19 protein-coding genes and 3 pseudogenes are annotated in these 20,337 nt (G+C 69.2%); 14 read left to right on the forward strand and 8 right to left on the reverse strand.

Going from position 1 to position 20,337, the window contains the following annotated elements:
* A pseudogene (locus tag CCN33_RS11050) lies at positions 1-384 on the forward strand (alkaline phosphatase family protein); the annotation flags it as partial.
* A gap of 88 nt (positions 385-472) precedes the next feature.
* Complete coding sequence (locus tag CCN33_RS11055) at positions 473-1,510, forward strand: sugar phosphate isomerase/epimerase family protein (protein WP_086693468.1); 1,038 nt, start codon at positions 473-475, stop codon at positions 1,508-1,510.
* 84 nt (positions 1,511-1,594) lie between these two features.
* On the opposite strand, the gene CCN33_RS11060 is transcribed toward CCN33_RS11055, so the two are convergent.
* Complete coding sequence (locus CCN33_RS11060; RefSeq protein WP_086693469.1) at positions 1,595-2,044, reverse strand: spore-associated protein; 450 nt, start codon at positions 2,042-2,044, stop codon at positions 1,595-1,597.
* Positions 2,045-2,136: 92 nt separating this feature from the next.
* The gene (locus CCN33_RS32875) at positions 2,137-2,391 is read right to left on the reverse strand and encodes a hypothetical protein (RefSeq protein ID WP_244173755.1); all 255 of its coding nucleotides are present in this window, start codon (positions 2,389-2,391) and stop codon (positions 2,137-2,139) included.
* A 4-nt stretch (positions 2,392-2,395) separates the two neighbouring features.
* Here CCN33_RS32875 and CCN33_RS32880 point away from each other — a divergent pair, with 4 nt between their 5' ends.
* Together CCN33_RS32880 and CCN33_RS11070 are read left to right on the forward strand one after the other, a co-directional pair.
* A complete protein-coding gene (locus CCN33_RS32880; RefSeq protein WP_244173756.1) occupies positions 2,396-2,539 on the forward strand; it encodes a hypothetical protein in 144 nt (47 codons plus the stop codon).
* A gap of 770 nt (positions 2,540-3,309) precedes the next feature.
* A complete protein-coding gene (locus tag CCN33_RS11070) occupies positions 3,310-4,923 on the forward strand; it encodes a long-chain fatty acid--CoA ligase (RefSeq protein WP_086693471.1) in 1,614 nt (537 codons plus the stop codon).
* A 30-nt stretch (positions 4,924-4,953) separates the two neighbouring features.
* On the opposite strand, the gene CCN33_RS11075 is transcribed toward CCN33_RS11070, so the two are convergent.
* Both CCN33_RS11075 and CCN33_RS11080 read right to left on the reverse strand, forming a co-directional pair.
* Positions 4,954-6,753 (reverse strand): helix-turn-helix domain-containing protein, encoded by a 1,800-nt coding sequence (locus CCN33_RS11075; RefSeq protein WP_086693472.1) that lies wholly within the window; start codon positions 6,751-6,753, stop codon positions 4,954-4,956.
* Positions 6,754-6,861: 108 nt separating this feature from the next.
* Positions 6,862-7,077: a hypothetical protein gene (locus CCN33_RS11080; protein WP_086693473.1), complete on the reverse strand. Its 216-nt coding sequence runs from the start codon at positions 7,075-7,077 to the stop codon at positions 6,862-6,864.
* 133 nt (positions 7,078-7,210) lie between these two features.
* On the opposite strand from CCN33_RS11080, the gene CCN33_RS11085 reads away from it, so the two are divergent.
* On the forward strand, positions 7,211-8,704 hold the full coding sequence (locus CCN33_RS11085) for a tannase/feruloyl esterase family alpha/beta hydrolase (protein WP_244173757.1): 1,494 nt from the start codon (positions 7,211-7,213) through the stop codon (positions 8,702-8,704).
* Between the two features lie 245 nt (positions 8,705-8,949).
* Here the strand turns inward: CCN33_RS11085 and CCN33_RS11090 are convergent, their stop codons facing one another.
* Positions 8,950-9,858: a helix-turn-helix domain-containing protein gene (locus CCN33_RS11090; RefSeq protein WP_086693474.1), complete on the reverse strand. Its 909-nt coding sequence runs from the start codon at positions 9,856-9,858 to the stop codon at positions 8,950-8,952.
* Positions 9,859-10,063: 205 nt separating this feature from the next.
* On the opposite strand from CCN33_RS11090, the gene CCN33_RS11095 reads away from it, so the two are divergent.
* From CCN33_RS11095 to CCN33_RS32890, 3 genes are all read left to right on the forward strand, one after another.
* Entirely contained in the window at positions 10,064-10,966 is a 903-nt protein-coding gene (locus CCN33_RS11095; protein WP_086693475.1) for a glycerophosphodiester phosphodiesterase, read from the forward strand.
* Between the two features lie 150 nt (positions 10,967-11,116).
* The gene (locus CCN33_RS11100) at positions 11,117-11,338 is read left to right on the forward strand and encodes a hypothetical protein (RefSeq protein WP_086693476.1); all 222 of its coding nucleotides are present in this window, start codon (positions 11,117-11,119) and stop codon (positions 11,336-11,338) included.
* 342 nt (positions 11,339-11,680) lie between these two features.
* Positions 11,681-11,878 (forward strand): hypothetical protein, encoded by a 198-nt coding sequence (locus CCN33_RS32890; RefSeq protein WP_107483925.1) that lies wholly within the window; start codon positions 11,681-11,683, stop codon positions 11,876-11,878.
* 282 nt (positions 11,879-12,160) lie between these two features.
* On the opposite strand, the gene CCN33_RS11110 is transcribed toward CCN33_RS32890, so the two are convergent.
* Positions 12,161-12,676, reverse strand: a complete 516-nt coding sequence (locus CCN33_RS11110) for a GNAT family N-acetyltransferase (protein ID WP_086693477.1) — start codon at positions 12,674-12,676, stop codon at positions 12,161-12,163.
* Between the two features lie 878 nt (positions 12,677-13,554).
* Here CCN33_RS11110 and CCN33_RS11115 point away from each other — a divergent pair.
* The 4 genes and pseudogenes from CCN33_RS11115 to CCN33_RS11130 all read left to right on the forward strand — a co-directional run.
* Positions 13,555-14,361, forward strand: a complete 807-nt coding sequence (locus CCN33_RS11115) for an SDR family oxidoreductase (RefSeq protein ID WP_086693478.1) — start codon at positions 13,555-13,557, stop codon at positions 14,359-14,361.
* Positions 14,362-14,388: 27 nt separating this feature from the next.
* Positions 14,389-15,282, forward strand: a complete 894-nt coding sequence (locus CCN33_RS11120; protein ID WP_086693479.1) for a helix-turn-helix transcriptional regulator — start codon at positions 14,389-14,391, stop codon at positions 15,280-15,282.
* A 67-nt stretch (positions 15,283-15,349) separates the two neighbouring features.
* A pseudogene (locus tag CCN33_RS11125) lies at positions 15,350-15,544 on the forward strand (transposase); the annotation flags it as partial.
* A gap of 219 nt (positions 15,545-15,763) precedes the next feature.
* Positions 15,764-16,326: pseudogene (locus CCN33_RS11130) on the forward strand (IS630 family transposase); the annotation flags it as partial.
* Here the strand turns inward: CCN33_RS11130 and CCN33_RS11135 are convergent.
* Positions 16,294-17,085, reverse strand: a complete 792-nt coding sequence (locus CCN33_RS11135; RefSeq protein WP_086693480.1) for a class I SAM-dependent methyltransferase — start codon at positions 17,083-17,085, stop codon at positions 16,294-16,296. The pseudogene CCN33_RS11130 and the gene CCN33_RS11135 overlap by 33 nt on opposite strands.
* A 471-nt stretch (positions 17,086-17,556) precedes the next feature.
* Complete coding sequence (locus CCN33_RS11140; RefSeq protein ID WP_086693481.1) at positions 17,557-18,600, reverse strand: NAD(P)-dependent alcohol dehydrogenase; 1,044 nt, start codon at positions 18,598-18,600, stop codon at positions 17,557-17,559.
* 94 nt (positions 18,601-18,694) lie between these two features.
* On the opposite strand from CCN33_RS11140, the gene CCN33_RS11145 reads away from it, so the two are divergent.
* Both CCN33_RS11145 and CCN33_RS11150 read left to right on the forward strand, forming a co-directional pair.
* Positions 18,695-19,291 carry a TetR/AcrR family transcriptional regulator gene (locus CCN33_RS11145; protein WP_086693482.1) on the forward strand — a complete coding sequence of 199 codons (597 nt, stop codon included), beginning with the start codon at positions 18,695-18,697 and terminating at the stop codon, positions 19,289-19,291.
* A gap of 144 nt (positions 19,292-19,435) precedes the next feature.
* Positions 19,436-20,113 carry a DUF429 domain-containing protein gene (locus tag CCN33_RS11150; RefSeq protein WP_086693484.1) on the forward strand — a complete coding sequence of 226 codons (678 nt, stop codon included), beginning with the start codon at positions 19,436-19,438 and terminating at the stop codon, positions 20,111-20,113.
* Positions 20,114-20,337: the final 224 nt, after the last annotated feature.

The raw sequence follows: 20,337 nt of genomic DNA on the forward strand, positions 1-20,337 counted from the left end.
GGCGAACTCGTCGCCGTGGCGGAACCCGACGCCTGGTTCACGTACTACTACTGGCTCGACGACGCCCGCGCACCCGACTTCGCACGGCTCGTCGAGATCCACCGCAAACCCGGCTACGACCCGGTCGAACTCTTCATGGACCCCCACGACCCCTACGTCAAGGTCAAGGCGGCGGCCGCGCTGGCCCGCAAGAAGCTCGGCCTGCGCTACCGCATGGCGGTCGTACCCCTGGACCCGTCACCTATTCGGGGCAGCCACGGTCGCCTTCCCGCGAGCGACGACGACGGTCCGCTCCTCATCTGCTCCACCCCCCGTGCCGTCGGTGGCCGCGTCGCGGCCACCGATGTGAAATCACTCCTGCTCCGACTCGCCGGCCTCACCTGACGAGCCCTCATGGCACCCGTCTCGTGTGCCTGGTCCCCAGTGAAGCACCCACCACTGACAACGCCCTCTCACACCCCGGAGTTCCCGCATGAGCCGCATCTCGCACAATGACCCCGAACTGACCCATCGACTGACCAGAAGGGGCATGCTGGGCGTCGCCGCGGGCGCCACGGCGGCCGCCCTGCTGGGTACAGCCGGCCCCGCCTCGGCCGCCACCACCGCGCCCGCGCCCGCGGGCCGCCGGGGCCGTCCCGTTCTGCCCCCCGGCCGCCTCGGCATCCAGCTCTACAGCCTGCGCGACAAGGTCGGCACCCTCGGCTTCGCCCCCGTCTTCGCCGAACTGGAGAAGTACGGGTACGACGAGATCGAGTTCGCCGGCTACACCCAGGGCTCGGCCGGCCCCATCACCCTGCCGCGCCTCAGGCGGCTGGCCGGGGAACACGGCCTCACGCCGATCGGCAGCCACGTCGGCTACTACTCCGACGACCCGAACGCCTACACCTTCGCCCAGAACCTCGAGAAGGTCCTCGACGACGCCCAGGCCCTAGGCCTCAAGCACATCGGCACCGCCTCCGGACCGTTCCGCTACGGCTCGACCGTCGACGGATGGAAACGGGCCGCCGAGGAGTTCAACACCTACGGGGCGGCGGCCAGGGCGCGCGGCATGAAGTTCTACCAGCACAACCACTCGGACGAGTTCGCCTTCGCCGCCGACAACCCCAAGATCCGCCTCTACGACGTCCTGCTGGCGGAAACCGACCCCGACCTCGTCTACCTCGAAATGGACATCTACTGGGCCTACGCGGGCCAGTTCCGCTTCTCCAAGCGTCCCGACGGCACCCCCGCGCCCTTCGACCCGCTGGACTACGTCCTCGCCCGCCCCCACCGCTACCCGCTCTTCCACGTCAAGGACGGCGTGAGCGACCCCACGAACGAGTTCGGCTATCGCATGACGGACGTCGGCGACGGCGACATCGACTACCAGCGTTTCATCTCCGCCGTCACCCACCTGCGGGGCCAACGCCAGGCCCACCACTGGCAGACCGAGCACGACAGCCCGCCGGACTCCCTGAGCTTCGCCCGCCGCTCGAGCGCGTACCTGCACTCCCTGCGCGAGAAGTGCTGACGGTCACCACACGAGGACTCGCTCTGGCGGGAGCGTGAAGCCTCCGCCAGAGCGAGTCGTCATCGTGCGTTGCGTTGCCGCGGATCAGCGGGTGTAGGTGACCCGCTTCTCCTTCAGGGACGCGCAGTTGGAGCCGGAGATCTGCACGTACACGTTCTTGATCTGGCCGCCCCAGTCGACGCAGTGGCCCTTGCCGTAGACGTAGGTCGGACCGGCGTACGAGGTGAAGCTGCCGTAGTCGTCGTCACCCTGGTCGGTGTCGGCGACGTAGAGCCAGGCCGACATGTCGACCGCGGTGCCGGGGCTGTTGCGGATGGTGGTCACACAGTTCTTGCCGTTGGACGCGTTGTAGGTCAGGTAGACGGTCCCGAGCGAGCCGACGGCCGCGGAGTTGACGGTGCGGTAGCTGCTCCCGCAGACCTTCTGCGGAGTGGTGTTGGGCGCGGCGGACGCCGGCGCGGCCAACGCGGTGCCGGCCCCGAGCGCGAGCGCGGCCAGAGCACCGACAGTGAGGGCAGTACGGTTGAATCGCATATTTCCCCCTTGTGGCTGTAGGAGCTCGTTGCTCCTGACTGGTCTGACTGGCGACGCATACGGATGGTTGTACCGGTCTCCGGAGAAACCTGTCACTCGTCGGCGTCGGCCCGCCGCTGCACGTCACAGTGGCTGATCCGGGAGACGTCTCCCGCGCGGCCGCCGAACACGCGGTGGGTTGCCGTGCCCTTCGCCGGCACCGGCACCTGGTCGGTGGTCTCGGCCATCTTGAACCCGCTCTCATCCCGGAAACCGACCTTCACGGTGAAGATCGCGTCCCGCGCGTTCGGATTCCGGACCTCGACGGTCGTGTAGGGATCATCCGCGTCCGCACAGTGCTTGAGCACGGCGGTGCCGTCCCTCAGGGGCGAAGCGGACGCCGTGGGGGAGGAGCGGGTGGTGGGCCGTGACCGGTACGTACCGCTGCCGCTGTCCCTGTCGGGCGTGCTGGTGCCGTACGAGCCACCACTGCCCGAGACGGACGAACTGTCGTGATCCTGACTGGAGTTGCTGCATCCACCACCGCTGCTGTGATGGCTCCCGCTCCCGTGCCCCCGACTCGACGAGAACCCGGTCAGGGCCAGCACGACCACCCCGGACACCATGACGAACTTGAGCCTGCGCCCCCGTGTGTACATGAGGCCACCCTACTCAGGGCTTGCTGCCTCCTTCGGCCCCGCCGGAACAACCGTCGTACCGGTGCCGGTCGTGAGTCGTTCGAGAGGGAGGCGCTACACCCACCCATGTGAACCCGTCAGACGCGGTCCAGGGCCCGGTGCGGACCGCTGGGAAGCTGCGCCTCGATCGTGTCGCCAGGGCACACTGTGCCGCCCTGCCTCGAGCGTGGCCTACTCCGAAACCGCGCCGGGCCCGATGAAGTGGATGATCCGACCCGGCGTTGGGACATCGACGAGGCTCAGGGCCTGACCTCGCGGGTCAGAGCGGAGGCCCAGAGGCGCCAGTGGCCTCCGGGGAGGTCCCATGCGCGGGCGACGGGCGCCGGCGCGGCGTGGCCGGTGTTTTCCCTCGTCACGACCAGTGTTCGCGTCAAGTCGTGCCCAATGTCTGCGGCCGCCGGTAGGTGTGGGGAACCGCTGCCGAGGAGACGCAAGGAGTGTGGGCGTCTCACCTCTTTTCGCTCCCTGGCCGTTCCTAAAGTGACCAGCGGCACCCGACGGAATCCAAGTCGGAAGACACTCATGGATTGGGCACCTCCCTTGTCAACCACCGCGCTTCACGATGGCCACCCCCACCCCGGAGACGTCATGGACGGACTGATGCAGCCACGGCCGCTCACCCTCGCCCACGTCCTCGAACGAGCCGAACGGCTCTACGCGCACAAGCAGGTCGCCACGGCCGGCACCGAGCTGCTCACGTACGCCGAGGTGACCGATCGCGCCCGGCGCCTCGCCACCGCGCTGGCGGCGCTCGATGTCCCGGTCGGCGCCCGGGTCGGTACGTTCGCGAGCAACAGCCGACGGCACCTTGAGCTGTATCTCGCGGTGCCGGCCGCCAAGCGGGTGCTGCACACCATCAACATCCGGCTCTCGGCGGTCCACCTCGAGTACATCGTCGACCACGCCGGGGACGACGTGGTGTTCGTCGAGCGCGGGCTGCTCCCGCGGATCTGGCCGAGCGCCGGCCGGCTGCCCCGGGTGCGGTACTGGGTGGTGCTGCCCGACGGCAGCGACACGCCCGTCCCGTCGGACCCGCGCGTCCTGGACTACGACGAACTGGTCCTCGGTGCCGAACCGTTCAGGGGCTCGTTCGAGGAGACCTTCACGCTCGCGGACGAGCACCTCGCCTCCGGGCTGTGCTACACCTCCGGCACGACCGGACCGCCCAAGGGCGTGCTCTACAGCCACCGTTCGACGGTGCTGCACTGCCTCGGGACGCTCGCGGCCGGGTTCGTCGGCCTCAGCGAGAGCGACGTGGTGATGCCGATCGTGCCGTTCTTCCACGCCAACGCCTGGGGTCTTCCGTACAGCGCCATGCTGACGGGCGCCTCCCTCGTCCTTCCCGGCAGCTCCGCGGAACCGGTTCACCTGCTGCAGTTGATGGAAGCCGAGAGGGTGACCGTCGCCGGTGCCGTTCCCACGGTGTGGACCAGCCTGGTCCCCGAGCTGCGCGCCTTCGACCTGAGCGCCACGCGGTTCCTGCTCGGCGGCGGGTCCGCCGTCCCCCCGTCCCTGTCCGAGACGTACCGCGCCGCCATCGGCGTACCCATCACCCACTCGTGGGGGATGACCGAGGTGAGCCCCATCGGGGCCATCGGAGGCACGCGCACCCAGCACGAGGAGGCGACCGAGGAGGAGAAGGTGGCCGTGCGCTCCGCCCAGGGCCAGCCGTTGCCTCTCGTGAACCTGCGGATCGTCGATGTCGAGACACGCCGCGAACTGCCGCGCGACGGACGGGCGGTGGGCGAGCTGGAGGTGGCGGGTCCCTGGGTCGCGGGCGGCTACTTCCGCGCGGAAGCGGGCGACAGCTTCACCAGTGACGGCTGGCTGCGCACCGGCGATCTGGCCACCGTCGACACCGACGGCTATCTGCGGCTCGTGGACCGGATGAAGGACCTGATCAAGTCCGGAGGCGAGTGGATCTCGTCGGTCGAACTGGAAGCCGCCATCGCCTCGCACCCCGACGTCGTCGAAGTCGCCGTGATCGCCCGCCCGGACCCGCGGTGGACGGAGCGCCCCGTCGCCTACGTCGTCCTGCGTGATGGCGGTGCCGCTACTGCCGAAGCCCTGCTGCGGCACATCACGCCCTTGGTCGCCAAATGGTGGCTGCCCGACGAGATCGTCTTCATGGACAGCCTGCCCCGGACGGGCACCGGCAAGTTCTCCAAGAGCACGCTGCGGGAGTCGACAAGGGGCGTCTGAGCTACGGGCCGCACACGGGCGGCGCGGGAATCACGGCGGGGTGTTCGCGAGCGTCCTGAGCCGGTGCAGCCGCAGCCCGAGCCGCAGCTCCAGGTCGTTCTCCTGGCGCCAGTCGAGGCCGAGTACGTTCGCGACCCGGTCCAGTCGCTTGACCAGCGTATTGACGTGCACGTACAGCGCGCGAGCGGTCGCCGCGACGTTGGCACGGTGTTCGTAGTACGTGCCGAGCGTCTCGACGAGCTCGGTGCCGCGGCGGCGGTCGTAGTCGAGGAGCGGCCCTATCGAGCCGGAGACGAACCGGTCCAGTTCGTGGACCCGGTCGGGGTCGAAGACCATGGCGTAGAGGGCGTAGCGGCCCGTGGTGGTGCCCAGGTCGGTGTGATCCAGCGCCCGCACCACGGCGGCGCAGCGGCCGGCCAGGGAGAAGGCGCGTGACCAGTCGTGGCGGGGCACCCGTTCGCCGACGACGATGACGGGGGCGCCGAGCGCGCGACGCAGACGACGGTGGACGTCCTCGACGGTCCGGTCGTCCTCCGTGCTGTGGAGGATCAGCGTGGCCCTCCCCAGATGTTCGCCGGCCAGTCCGGAGCAGTCCCGGGCGATGTCGTGCAGGTGACGCAGGAGGTCGGCCGAGGACACCGCGGGGGAGTCCGCGACGAGGACGAGGTCCAGACGGTCCGGATCGATGCCGCGGGCCCGGGCACGGGCGCGCTGGGCGGGGCTGATCCCGGGGCTTCCCGTCATGAGCTCGGTCAGCAGCTCCCCGCTGAGCCGCTCGCCCGCCTCGGCCACGGCCCGCTCCTTGAGGGTCAGCAGGCCGAGTATGTGGGTGGCCCGTTCCAGGGTCCGCAGATCCGTGTCGTCCGGGGCGCCGCCGCCGGCGACTGTGGTCCGGCTCCATGCCAGCGCACCGAGGCGGTGGTCGCCCGCCTGGACGGAAGCCACACTGTGGACGGTGGTGCCGTCGGCGTCCGCCGAGATCGCGCAGCGACCCGTACGGCACGCCTGCTCGACGGCATCCGCCAGGGCCGTCCCCGCAGGAGCTCTGCACGGACTCGACGTCGAGTCCCGGTGGACGAGAACGGTGCCGGACCGGTCCAGGAGTGTGACGCTGCCGCCGAGCCGATCCGCGAGGAGCTGCGCGACGTCGTCCGGGGCGCCGCCCTCCAGCACCACACCGGTCAGGGCTTCGTGGATCTCCTGCGCCCGCTGCATCACGGCCATGTGCTGTTCGATCCGCCCGTACGCGACACGCAGCTCCCGCAGGGCGGTCCGGCTCGCCTCGTAGAGGCGGGCGTTGTCGAGAGCGACGGCGGCGTGGTCCGCGAACGCGCTCAGCAGCGCTGCCTCGTCGGCCTGGAACGACCGCTCGGAGCGGTCCGCGGCGAACAGCGCGCCCACTGCCTCACCCCGGATGACCAGGGGCACACCGAGAAGCGCGACCAGCTCCTCGGCCGCGACCAGGCGGTCGAACTCCGGGTCGTGCTCGATCAGCGTCGCGGCCGCGTAGTTGCTCACCCAGTGCGGGCTCCGGGAGGCGAGCACCTTGCCGCCGAGCCCCGCTCCGGCCGGGATGCCCGCCGCGAGGAAGGAGGCGGAGACCGTTCCCTCCGACGCCCTGGCCGACAGTCTGCCGTCCGCACCGACCAGGGAGAGGTAGGTGAAGTCGGTGCCGATCAGCTCGTGGGCATGGTGGACGATCGAGCGCAGCACCTCGTCCAACTCGCCCAGCGCGGTGAGGGACTTGGCCGTCGCGTACAACGACGCCAGTTCGCGCTGTCGGCGCACGAGCGAAAACGTCTCCGTCTCGGTGCCGGGTTCGCTGACCACAGTGTCATCCCCCTGCGGGCGGGTGGGAGAAAGTCCCACCGGAACGGGGCGAGGTGTGGGTGACGTACACCTCAGCCACAGCGTAACGGCGCCTTAATCTCACCGTCATCACCGCTGCGCGCTGTCGACGAAGGCGACCCGTACGGCAATGCCGCTCGCCGACGCGGCGTCCGACCGGGACCCACCCTGCCTGTGCCTGCGGCGGTTCCCCGTGCCGTCCCGTCCGGCATCCCTGCGTGCGCCCGACTTCATGGAAGAGGTCATCGTGAGGAGAACATCCGCAAGAAGCACGGCGGTTCGCCGGTTCGGCGTGCTGGCGTCCATGGTTCTGCTGGTAGGGACGAGTCACGTCCTCGGGGCGGAGGCTGTCACCGCCACGAGCCCACCCGGGGCCGGTCGGCCGGCGACGGCACCCGTGTGCGGCGGGCTGGACGGCACGGAGATCCCGGCGTCGGCCATGAGCCTGCCGACCACCGGCGGCCGCGTCACGTCGGCCGCGGTCAGGACCGGCGTCGTCAGCGGCGAGACGATCACGTACTGCCAGGCCGACGCCGACATCCTTCCCGTCGATCCGGCCGCGGCCGCCATCAAGATGCGCGTGGCCCTGCCGTACGGCTGGAACGGCAAGGCGCTGATGTTCGGCGGGGGCGGCTACAACGGCACCATCCCCGACCTCACGGCCAACGTGCCGTTCGGCCCCACCGATCAACCGTCCCCGCTGGCCCGGCGGTACGTGACGTTCGCCAGCGACTCGGGGCATCAGCAGAGCCCGACGGCCCCTCCGTCGCTGGACGGGTCGTTCGGCGTGAACGACGAGGCCCTGAACAACTTCGCCGCCGGCGACGCCCTCAAGAAGACGCGCGACGCGAGCCTGTTCCTCGTCCAACGCGCCTACGGGGCGAATCCGACCGAGGTCTACTTCTCCGGAGGCTCGACAGGCGGCCGGGAAGCGCTCGTCGTGGCCAAGCGGTGGCCGACCGCGTTCGACGGGGTGATCTCCGCCTTCCCCGCCTGGAACAACCTCAGCGAGATGCTGTACCTGGGACACCTGGTCCAAGTCCTGTCCCGCCCCGGCGCGTTCCCCGGAGTCGATCAGCAGAAGCTCCTCCACGACAGGGTCGTCCAGGCGTGTGACGGACTGGACGGCCTCAGGGACGACGTCGTCTCGAATCCGGGCAGTTGCCACTTCGATCCCCGCACGCTGCGCTGTCCGAAGGGCATCGGGACAGGGCCCAACTGCCTGTCGGACGCGCAGATCGACGCCGTGACGACCATGTCCTCGCCGTTCAGATGGCCGTACCGGGTCGCCAGTGGCGAGACCGAGTATCCCGGCTTCCCCTTCCTCTCGGGGGCGGACATGCGGACCCCGTTCCTGGGCTTCGGCACCACCGCGCCCGCCCACCCCATGCCGGTGACGAGCGGTTACGGCATGCAGTTCTGGGATCAATGGGTCAAGTACTTCCTCACCCGCGACCCCGGGCACAACTCCCTCACCGTCGATCCCCAGCGCCCCGGCAAGTGGCTCGCCCGGATCAGCCAGCTGTCCACGATCCAGGACCGCAACGACACCGACCTCGGCGCCTTCGCCCGCGCCGGAGGTAAGTTGATCCTCCTCCACGGCGCCGCCGACGAACTCGTCTCCCCGTACTCGACGACCGACTACTACCACCGGGTCCGCGCCACGCTGGGCGCCGGACCGACGCACTCGTTCCTGCGCTACTACGTCGTGCCCGGCGCCAACCACGCCAACTTCGGCACCCCCGCGTTCGCCGCCGCCACGGACTCGCTCTCCGCGCTGGAGCACTGGGTCGAAAGGGACGAGCCGCCCGCCGACGAGGTGGTGTCCGACCCCCTCCACGACTGCACGCGTCCCTTGTGCGAGTACCCGGGCTGGCCCCGGTACCGGGCCGGTGATCCGGACAGCGCGTCGAGTTTCGTGTGCGCGCGCTGAGACCGGACGGAGGCGTCGTCCGGCGGGTTCGCGCCCGCCAAGTCCTCAGGCGGCCATGAGTCGCGTACCGGTCCGGGGCCGGGATGGCGCGTGCCGGGTCCGGGTCCGGCCTCCGGATCCACGCCGCCGTCCCCAGCCGGGTGGCGCCGTTGTCGGACGGCCGCGGCCCGTGAGGGCTCAGCTCGTCCCGGTCGATCGGCACCGCCAGGTCGGCGGTCTGCCCCGTGCCGAGGTCGAGCACCAGGTCAGGTCCGGTCCGCGGCGCGCAGGGCCCGCGCCAGCCATTCCAGCTCCTCGGTCGCGTCGGGCGACGAAGACTGCCCGCGCACACGGGCGACGAGCGTGCGGTAGTGCTCCGCTCCCGCCTTGATCCCGGCTTCCAGGCTGCGCAGCACGGCGGCCCGATCGGCGTCACCGAACAGCTTGGACAGCACCTCGGCCGCTGCCGGCCCCTCCGGAGCGACCCCGCCTTTCCTGACCTCCGCGACGGTCTGCACGATCTGCCTGGCCCACCAGAGGGACGCCCCGGGGGGACGGCCCTGCCCCGGTACGGGCGTGTTGAGCTCCATCCATGTGCGCAACCGGGCGCGGAAACCCGGGTCCCGAACCAATTCGGCCAGTTCGATCCAGGCGTCGACCTGCTCGGGTGTGGGATCGTCGGGCAATTCGACGCTGAAGTCGCGCATACGGTCGCGGAGGCGCGGGTCGTCGAGGCCGCCGAACACCTCCTCCTTGAACTCGTCGATGATCTGTGTGCGCTCGGCGGCGGAAAGCCGCGCCAACCGGTTCATCAGTGCTGTCTCCTCAACGGTCGAACCCCGTTTCGCCACGGTGGACAGGACGGCCCGGCTCATCTTGAGGGAGCGAATCTGCGCGTCGAGCGCGGTCACATGAGCGTCGGCGACCTCGGCGACCGTGGTGCGGCCGCTGAGGACGCGGCACACGTCGTCGAGCCCGAGGCCCAGCTCCCGCAGGGTACGGACCAGCTCGACGCGGGCCACGGACTCGGCGTCGTACAACCGGTAGCCGCGCGCGGAACGGCCCGCAGGCGGCACCGCCCCCTCGTCCGACCAGAAGCGCAGGGTCCGTACCGGAAGCCCGGTGCGGTGCGCGAGGCGGCCAATGGTGAGCACGTCGGGGCGTTCGTCGTCCATGAGTCAGATCCTGAACCCTCCGGCGGCTGGAGACTCAAGCGCCTCAGAGCGACATCCCGTGCCGCTGCTGCTCTCAGCGTGACCGGTGGTCCCGGCCGCCTGCGGATGACTCGGCGGGTGGTAGGTAGTCTCTCCTCTTCCTGGCACTACCGGCCGTCTCGACCACGCCGTGCAAGTCTGTGCCGTCGACCCATGAGGAGAGTGGATGTTCGCGCGCGTTGTCCTGTGCGTGGCAGGACTGGGCCTGAGCCTGGTCGCGGTGCTGCTGGTGACGTCCACGCAGACGGAGGCGACGAGCCGCGAGGGCGTGGTGACTGTGGCTCACAGGGCCGGCAGCCGAGCGGCCCCGGAGAACACCCTGGCCGCGGTGGATACGGCGCGGGCCCAGGGAATCGACTGGCTGGAGAACGACGTCCAGCGCACCAAGGACGGCACGCTGGTGGTCATCCACGACAAGACCCTGGCCCGCACCACCGATGTCGAGGAGAAGTTCCCGAAGCGTGCGCCGTGGAAAGTCGGGGACTTCACCTGGGCGGAGATGTCCACGCTGGACGCCGGCGGCTGGAAGGGCCGGCAATGGTCGGGGGAGAGGATACCGACCCTTCAGCAGTACATGCGCCGCGTGGACGGCAACGGCCAGAAGCTGGTACTCGAGATCAAGTGGCCGGAGATCTATCCGGGGCTGGCCGAGGACACGGTCAAGGAACTCGGCCGGCTGGGCTGGCTCGAGGGTGACCGGATGACCGACCGGCTGATCATCCAGGCCTTCGACACCGGCACCCTGCGGACCGTACGCGCTCATGCCCCGGAGGCGCGCACCGCCCTGCTGTCGCGTGAACCGACGGTGGAGGACCTGGCGCGATTCGCGACGGTGGCCGACCAGATCAACATGAAGTACCTGAAGGTGAGCCCTCGGTACTTCAAGGCGGCCCATGCCCTGAAGGGCCCGCACGGGCAGCGACTGAAGGTCTTCCTCTGGACGGTGGACGACTCCGAGAGCGCGGTCGAGTTCGCCCGCGACGGCGCCGACGGCTTCATCAGCAACTGCCCCGACCTCGTGCGGCAAGGCCTGAGCGACGCGGGCTACACCGACGGCACTGTGAACTAGGACCCTGACCATCACGCCCACAGCGGCCCCTTGCCACTCCCGCGTCCGGGCGCCTGCCGGCGTCTCGGCGTTCCGCATCTCGTCACGACACCCAGGGCGTCGAAGTCGCCGCGCTGCACAGCCGGGCAGGAGAGGGCGATCGAGACCTGGGTGGAGCACCGCACCGGCGGCCGGCGCGTCGTCACCACCGTCGTACGCGACGGCTTCGACACCGCCATGGCCTTCCTCCACGAACGGCTCTCCGAGGCCGACTACACCCCCGAGGAGGGCGAAGTGGAGGAGGGCGACGCCAACGGCGGGGGAGGGGTGCACCTCACCCGTCTGACGTCCGGACGCCGAATATCCGATGAACCCTCACACCATTCACCGTGAGGTCGTATTCAGCCTGAACAACCGTCATGAAAAGGTCGGAAGGTGCTGGCCCTCGGCGAAGCCGTAGCCGTTCTGGACGACGGCGGCAACCACCGTGTCCGTACCTGCTCAGGGGGGCATGTGGAGAATTCGATGTGTTCGGTCATACCGTGGTCACACCGGTGAAGAAGCATTTCGATCCGCGTCCCGTCCAGGACTCTGACGGCTGGCCGCCGCATGGCCGACCTGCTTTGATTCTTCGCGTAGCGCCGACTCGCCAGAAAAGAACTCCGGCACCGCTCCCGGAAGTCGAGCGAGCGAACGCTGCCATTCAGAGTGCTCATTCGAAGGGAACCACACGCAATGAACTTCGTCCCCCAAATAGCGACCACCGAAATCTCCGACGCCGACCTGGACAACGTCTCCGGCGGTCTCGCGGTCGCCGGCTCCGGCGGCCTTTTTATCGAGACGCCGATCGACTCCGTCGCCTCGGACCTCCTGGCGGTCGCCACCCCCGAGGGTGTCACGGCGGGCGTGGGCTTCCACACCGAGGCTCACTGACAGCGGCAGCGTCCGGACGCTGCGACAGGAGCGGCCCGCCGGCTTGTCGGCGGGCCGCTTGCACGCGGGCGTGGGGCCGGCCTTCGGCTTGCCGCCGGGTCACGAGAAGTCGTCGTGGCGGCGCCGTTGAACGTCCACCTCTGGTTGCCGGTGCCCGGCGAGCGCTTCGTACCTACGGGATCGGGTGTCCCTACCCCGAACCGGCCTGTCTGTCACCCAGTTGGAGTTCCAACACACTGTGGTGCGGGATGAGCAGGTAGCCCGTCAGTTCGCGGTGCAGGTCTAGAGCGGGATGCGGAGGTCGAGTACGGGACCGGTGGTTTCGACCGGGGCCGCGTCCAGCTTCTCGAGAAGGTGGAGCATCGACTTGTTGCTCGCCGCCACCGTGGCGGCCAGTGCGTGGTGCCCTTCGCGGCGGGCCACGGTAGCCGCATGTTCGGCCAGCGCGGTGCCAAGCCCCCTGGCCTGCCATGCGTCCTCGACCAGGATCGCGAGTTCCCCCACCCCTTGCTGATCGGTGCGCATGACGTTCGTCATGGCGATGATGTACTCCGTACGCTCGGCTGGAGCGGTCACCAGCGTGGTGCCGCGCTCCGGATCGGACAACTGACGCCATTCGGCAGGGGAGATCCCCGTCTTGCCCGCGTGGTACCGCAGCGCGCGACTGCCCAGCGAGCAGCGGCGGTGCAGTTCCTGCACTGGCACCAGGTCGAGGGGGGCCGCCTCCCGGGTTCGGGTGGCGGTTCCATCGATCAGCATGATCGAGTGTGCGTCCTCTCGGCGGTCGCCGTCGGGCATCGATGTTCTCCTCACATTGCGATCGTGACCGCCGTGCCGCAGGCTCCGGGTCCGCAGCACGGCCTTGTTGCCACAGCAGTCTTTTGCGGGCTCCGGGCCGACTCAAGAGCACTTCGCGCCACGTTGATTGCGCTCCGCTTACGTTCAACCACTCAGAGAGGCGAAAATCCGGCGGAGTGGCACCCGTTGGCGACGCCGATGCCGCGTACTACTCACGGCATCGCTCCAGGATTTACACCGAGGGCCAGGCGGCCCTCGCCACCTGGACAGGCCGATGAACATCCGTCCTTCGCGAATGCGATCCACGTCGTACGCCGCCGCGCACCCGATCCGCGGCTCCTACTCCACCGGGCCGGCCTATGCCGAACGTGTACGCGTCGTGACGCCTGACGGCGGTTGGCGAGGCCGACCACCACGGGCGGACCGCTGTGAGGGACGCTGCGAGTCCAGGCGATCCGTCCCGCCCCCGGACGCTGCCGCGCCGCGGGCCACCAGCGCGAACGCCAGCACGGCGACCGGAGCGGCGAACAGGGCACGACGGGGCAGAGCACGCATCAGGGTGTCTCCAAGCACGCCGGTGCCGGTGGGAGGCCAGTAGGTGGTCACGTGGGTCGCGGCGTCCCCTGCCGGAGTCCGCCGGCCGAGGCCAGTTGACCTCAGCTGAGTGAGTCAGCGCGCCTGGCAAGGGGGGCTCTCACAGTACCTGTATCACCAAGGTCTCCCAGACGTCCCAAACGCCTGTCAACCTGGTTGAGTCGAAAGCGCCGACAACACTCCGTGGACACGCACTGCAGATTTACCTTCATCAGTTCCATTCAGCTGCCCCGAACGCGTGACCGTGTCGGCTCAATCTCTCGCGGCAGAAGGGACGGAGACCAATGGCGGACAATCAATTCACCACTCACACAAAACTTTTTGATCTCAGTGGTAAGTACGCCCTTGTCACTGGTGGCACCAGGGGAATTGGGATGATGATAGCGCGCGGCCTTCTCCAGGCCGGCGCCCGCGTCGTCATCAGCTCACGGAAGGCAGACGCGTGCGCGGAGGCACAGGACCTACTGTCCGAATTCGGCGACGTCCGAGCAATTCCCGCCGACCTGTCCAGGCACGACGAGTGCCGGCGCCTCGCTGATCTTGTCAAGGCCGACTCGGAATGCCTGGACATCCTTGTCAACAACGCGGGAGCGATGTGGCGCGAGCCGCTGGCGACGTTCCCGGACGAGGCCTGGGACGCAGTGATCGACCTCAACCTCAAGTCGCCGTTCTGGCTCGTGCAGGCGCTGCTCCCCGCACTTCGCAGGGCGGGTACCGCCGACGATCCCGCGCGGATCATCAACATCGGCAGTATCGCCGCCATCCACGTCGCCCAGGCGCCCAACTACTCGTACGCCAGCAGCAAGGCGGCACTCCATCAACTCACCAGGGTGCTTGCCAGGGAGCTGGGCCCCCAGCACGTCACGGTGAACGCGGTAGCACCGGGAGTGTTCCCCTCGCAGATGATGGCGTCCACCCTCGATGCCATCGGCGACACGATCTCAGCGGCGGCCCCCCTGCGCCGGCTCGGCCGCGACGACGACATGGCGGGTATCGCCGTGTTTCTCGCCAGTCGGGCTGGGTCCTACCTCACGGGCGCCATCATCCCGGTAGACGGCGGCGTCGCAACGACGGCAACGGGCACCCCCTAGGCTGCGGGACGGGCTTACGGTGAGGGGATGGCCATGATGGATCTACGCACCGAGATCCGGGAGTTTCTCAGCTCGCGTCGCGCCCGCATCGCACCCGAGCAGGCAGGCCTGCCCGCTTACGGCGGCAACCGTCGGGTCAAAGGTCTGCGCCGCGAGGAGGTAGCGCTACTGGCGGGGGTATCCGTCGACTACTACGTGCGCATGGAGCGTGGCAGCCTCGCCGGTGCTTCCGACGGGGTGCTCGACGCGTTGGTCTCTGCCTTGCAACTCGACGAGGCCGAGCGCGACCATCTGTTCCACCTCGCGCGCCAGTCCAGGGCGCCCAGCGGATCACGCCGGCGTAGGCCTGCCGTGACGGTGCGCTCGACGCTGCAGCAGGTGCTCGACGCGATCTCCGGTGCGCCGGCCTGGATCAGTAGCGGCCGTTACGACGTGCTCGCCATGAATCAACTCGCTCGCGCGCTGTATTCACCAGTGCTGGCCGAACCGCGACGGCCCGCGAACACAGCGCGGTTCGTCTATCTGCACCCCGAGTCGGCCAGAGAGTTCTTTGTCGACTACGACCGAATTGCCGGTGACGTGGCCGCGAAGCTACGCATGGAAGCGGGCCGCAATCCGCACGACGAGGACCTGATCGCCCTGGTCGGCGAACTGTCGACGTGCAGTGAGCTATTTCGGCAGCGGTGGGCATCTCAGGACGTGCGGCTGCACCGGTCCGGCCGCAAGCGTGTACGCCATCCCATCGTGGGCCGGCTCGACTTGGACGTCGAGTCCCTTGCATTGCCCGCCGAGCCCGGCCTGCACCTCAACGTCTACACCGCACCTGCGGGCACGCCGACCGCCGACAATCTAGCGCTCCTGGCGTCGTGGGCGGCCACCCAACAGACGCCGGCGACCGAGCTCGAAGCACACGACGGATAGCCCAACCCCTTTAGCCGTACTAGGGCTTGGTGCGAGAGTGGATCTTGGCTGGGATTGATCACCTGCCGTGGGGCGTGGAGATCTGACGAACGACCAGTGGGCTCGGCTTGAGCCGTTGCTGCCGCGGGGCAAAAGGCCGGGCCGTCGACCGGTGTGGACCCGGCGGCAGTTGATAGACGGCATACGGTGGCGGACCAGAACCGGTGCCCCGTGGCGCGACGTGCCGGAGCGGTACGGGCCGTGGGACCGGGCCTACGATCGTGGAGTCCACGCTCCCGCGTCTGCGCAGGTAGGCGCGGTTTCCGGGGAAGCCGTAGGCCTTATCGGCGCGGACCTTGTCCGGCCGTGTTCGCGACCGGCCTCGACCGATGCTCCGCATCCCGCTCTAGACCTGCACCGCGAACTGACGGGCTACCTGCTCATCCCGCACCACAGTGTGTTGGATCGTGCTCGGCCGGCTTGGACTTGGCGATCTTCTTGCCTGCCCTTCTCGACCTCGAGCCTGGTCAAGCTGGCCGACTTCCTGGTCGCCCGGGGGGGGTGACGACATCAGCCACGAGGGCCTGCGGCTCCTGCTCCTAGAGGAGGGCGTCTCCTTTCAACGCGTGAAGACCTGGAAATCCTCGAACGACCCCGACTACGCGGCCAAGAAGGCCCGGGTCGAGCCCCTCTACGCGATCGCCGACGGCGAGGTCATCCCCGAGCGGGGCGAGCCCGAAGTCATCCTCTGCATGGACGAGTTCGGCCCGCTCAACCTCCAGCCCTACCCCGGACGCCAGTGGGCCGAGCACGGCGGCAAGCACAAGGACCCAGACCGCGAGGCCCGGCCCCGCCGCCGCACGACCTACACCCGCCCGCACGGCATCCGGCACCTCCAACCGGATCGAGGCCCAGTTCACGGCCCTGCGCTACCTCACCCTCGGCGGCACCGATCACGCCAGTCACAAGGAGCAGGGCAGCATGATCTGCCGCTGCATCATCTGGCGGAACAAGCACGCCCAGGATGAGCGCCTACGCGCGGTCGTGAGCAGGGTGAGCGTCGCCTGCGGTCGGAAGAGCCGCATCCCGACGGAACAGCGCGGCCCACAAGAAGGTCACGCCGAACAGTGCTGATTCGGAGGGCTCCTCCCGCATGCGGCGCAGTTCGACCTCCCCCAGGTCGGAGAAGATCCAGCGCAGCGATTCGGGGGTGTAAGCGAGGCCGCCCTGCAACTCGCGTTCGCGGTAGAGGTCAGCGTCCGTGAGTTCCGACCCTGTTCCCCCCTCGCCGGCGGCGAAGCTGGTGAGCGCGAGATGGCCGCCAGGGGCGAGGACCCGGTCGAGGAGGGCCAGGTAGCTGACCCGGCGGTGCGGCGCCAGATGGTGGAAGCAGCCTGAGTCGACGACCAGGTCGTATGGGCCGCTCAACTCGGCCGGGGGGAGCGCGAAAGCGTCACCGCACAGGAAACGGACGTCGACTCCGGCCTTCTGGGCCCGGTCCTCACCCCAGGCGACGGCCACCGGGGAGAGGTCGACGGCGTCCACCTCGAAGCCGTGCGAGGCGAGATACAGGGCGTTGCGGCCAGGTCCGCATCCCAGGTCCAGGGCCCGGCCGGGAGCGATCAGGCCCTGGTCGAGGTAGGCAGCCAGGTTCTCGTCCGGCTTCGACACGAAGAACGGGACCGGCCTCGACCGGTCGGCATAGAAGCGGTCCCAGAAGCCCTTACCGTCGCCCGTCGCCAAGCGGCTGGCCTCGGACTCAGATACGAAGAGTCCGTCCAAAAGCGCGAGAACGTCCTCGACGGTGCGTACGGTCCGGTCCATCCGGCCCCCCCTTTCGACCGATGCCGATCGTAGGAGCGAGGATGACAAAAGACCAGGTCAGGTAGTATGTGGCGGCGGCTGGAACGGGCTGCTGCGGGCCTCGGAGGCTGCTGGTGAGCACCCATTCCAGACCCCGACTCCGCGTCTCCCCAGCCAGTCGTCAAGGACCGGAACGGGGCCATCCTCGGCTACTGCGGGGAGACTATTTGGACGAGTTTTCCAGCGGTGCTACGGGGCGAACGTTGTCTGATGCGGCACTAGTCAGCGGACCATGACGTGCGGGCGCCGTTGGCACGGTCCGAACTGAACCATCCCCGCCTTGATGGCGCTCGTCGAAAACGACCACTCCCTGCTCGGCGTGCCTCCAGACCTGCTCGGTGGATCTCCCCACCCACGCGGTGCACCTGACCTCCGCCCGGGCAACTCCCGTGGTTCTCGCCGGACTTGCTGTTGAACAAGCCGCGCGGCGGGTCAGTCCAGGTCGGACATGTCGAGCACGAAGCGGTAGCGGACGTCGTTGCGCTTTAGGCGTTCGAGAGCCCTGTTGACCTGGGACGACGGAAGCAGCTCGATGTCGGCGGTGATGCCGTGCTCAGCGCAGAAGTGCAACATGGCAGTGGTGGACGGGCGGCCGCCGCTGCCGGCGGAGCTGAGCTTCTTGCGGCCGATGAGCAGGTCCATGGTTTCCACGGTGACGGGTCCGAGGTGCCCGAGGCGGCTGAGCGTGCCGTCCATGGCGGTTACACGCAGGTACGGCGCCGGGTCGTGGGGGGCGGAGATGGTGTCGATGACCACATCGAACTGGTCGCGGACCGCCTCCATCTGCCCCGGGTCGGTGGACACGACGAATCCCTGCGCCCCCAGGCTGCGCGCTTCGTCAGCCTTGTCGGGGGTCCGGCTGATGACGGAGGTCGTGGCGCCGAGCCCGGTCGCCATCTTGACCGCGAGGTGTCCCAGGCCGCCCAGCCCGGCCACGGCGACGGTACTGCCCGGGCCAACTCCGAGCGCCTGCAACGGTTCCCAGACGGTGACGCCGGCGCAGAGCAGGGGAGCTGCGGCGGCTGGGTCGAGGCTCGCAGGGAGATGGTAGGCAAACTGATTGCTCACGACGTACTCGCGGGAGTACCCGCCCAGGGTGGTCGACCCGTCCTGCCGGTCGGCTCCGCCGTAGGTCAGCGTCGGGAACTCTCGGCAGAAGTTCTCCTGGCCGGCCTGGCACATACGGCACATGCCGCACGAGTCGACGATGTTGCCGACGGCGACGGGGTCGCCCGGGGAGAAGTCGGGAACCGCGCTGCCGACCTCGGTCACCACGCCTGTGAACTCATGTCCGGGTACGAGCACGCCGTTTACGTCGCTCTCGTGCGCCAGCAGCGCGTGGAGGTCTGTGTGGCAGACACCGCAGTAGTCGACACGTACTGCTATGTCGTCCGGGCGCAGGTCCCGGCGCTCCAGCACAGCGCGCCGCAGAGTCCGCGTCACACTGTCCGCCTGCCAACCGGTCGTGGAACGCATCTCTGACTCCTCAGACAGACTGTTCGGTCTATTTGACGGTAGAGGCATACGAGCCAAGAAGCAAACAGACGATTCTGTCTGTTAAAGTCCCGGCATGCCTGACCAGCCATCCAGCAGCCGCGGAGCCGCGACGTACCAGCGCATCGTCGACGCCGCCACCCAGGAGTTCGCCCAGTACGGCATCGCCGGCGCGCGCATCGAGCGGATCATCGCCGCCGCACGCACCAACAAGGCACAGCTCTATGGCTACTTCGGCAACAAGGAACAGCTCTTCGACGCGATCTTCTTCGCCTCACTGGAGCGGATCACCAATGTCGTCCCCATCGACGCCACGGACCTCGCCGACTGGGCGGTGCGCCTCTACGACGAGTACCTCAGCCGCCCCGATCTGATCCGGCTGGCGACCTGGGCGCGCCTGGAACGGCGCCCGACCGGGCATCTCGTGGCGGACCACGACCAGTACGACGACCACAAACTCCGCGCCATCGCAGACGCCCAGGCCGCCGGGCGCATCAGGCAGGGAGACCCCTTCGACGTGATGGCCATGGTCATCGCCATGTCCATGGCCTGGTCTCCGGTGAGCAACGTCTACGCCGCCTCCGCCCAGGAGCCCGCGAGCGTGCACGACCAACGGCGCACCCTGCTGCGAGACTGCGTAAGCCGCGCCGTCGCACCGGACCCGGAAGCCTGAGCACCCCACCAGGCCGGGCCAGGCCGTCGCCCGGGCATGCTGTGAGGACCGGGTTCGGAGCGGAGCCCTCGTCATCGTCGGGGAAACCGGCCTGGGCACAGCCCCGGCTCCCCGGACCGGTTCGGTGGGAGAGGGGTGGAGTGGATGGACGTCCTCGGGGTGGACGCCTGTGGCAAGCAGGGGTGGGTGGGTGTCGCGCTCACGGACGGCTCGTACGCGGGCAGCCTGGTGGACCGGCGGCTCGGTGCGCTGATCGAGCGTGCAGGCGACGTGCGGGTGATCGCGGTCGACATGCCGCTGGGGCTGATCGAGGAGGGCTGGCGCGCCGCCGACCTGGAGGCCCGCGCGCTTCTCGGGGCGCGGCGCAGCAGCGTCTTCCTCGTGGCGCCGAGGCCGGCGTGGCAGGAGACGGACTTCGCGGCGGCGGGGGACCGGTGCCGGGAACTCACCGGCAGCCGCCTGAGCCGGCAGGCGTGGGCCCTGGCACCGAAGCTGCTCGAAGCGCGGGAGTGCTGGGCCGTGGACGAACGGATCCACGAGGTGCATCCCGAGCTGTCCTTCCAAGCCCTGGCGGACGGGGTGCCGCCGGCGTACGCCAAGAAGACCTGGCGTGGGCAGAACCTGCGCCGCTCCCTGCTGGCGCGGGCGGGGCTGGTGCTCCCGGACGAGCTCGGCGAGGCCGACCGGGTGCCCGCGGACGACGTGCTCGATGCCGCCGCGGCCGCCTGGTCGGCCCAGCGGATCGCGCTCCGGACCGCCGTCCGGGTGCCTGAGATGCCGCAACTGGACGCGGAGGGACGGCTGGTGGAGATCCGGTACTGACCGGCTGCCGCGGGCCCGTCTGCTCCACGGCCTCGGCGGCGCCGGAGCCGCGTTCCCGGGGCCGCCCTCCGAAGTGGATCGGCGGGTGGCGCCGACCCCGGCCCGGCGGATGCGCGGATCCGCCGCGCCGGGCGCCGGCTGCGTACACCCGCTCGGCCGTACGCCTGGACCGCGGCTCCTTGGCCACCCGTACCCGATCGCGGCACGTGCAGCGCCCGGGCGCT

The sequence above is a fragment of the Streptomyces recifensis genome (genome assembly GCF_002154615.1).
GTDB classification, from domain to species: Bacteria; Actinomycetota; Actinomycetes; order Streptomycetales; family Streptomycetaceae; genus Streptomyces; species Streptomyces griseoluteus.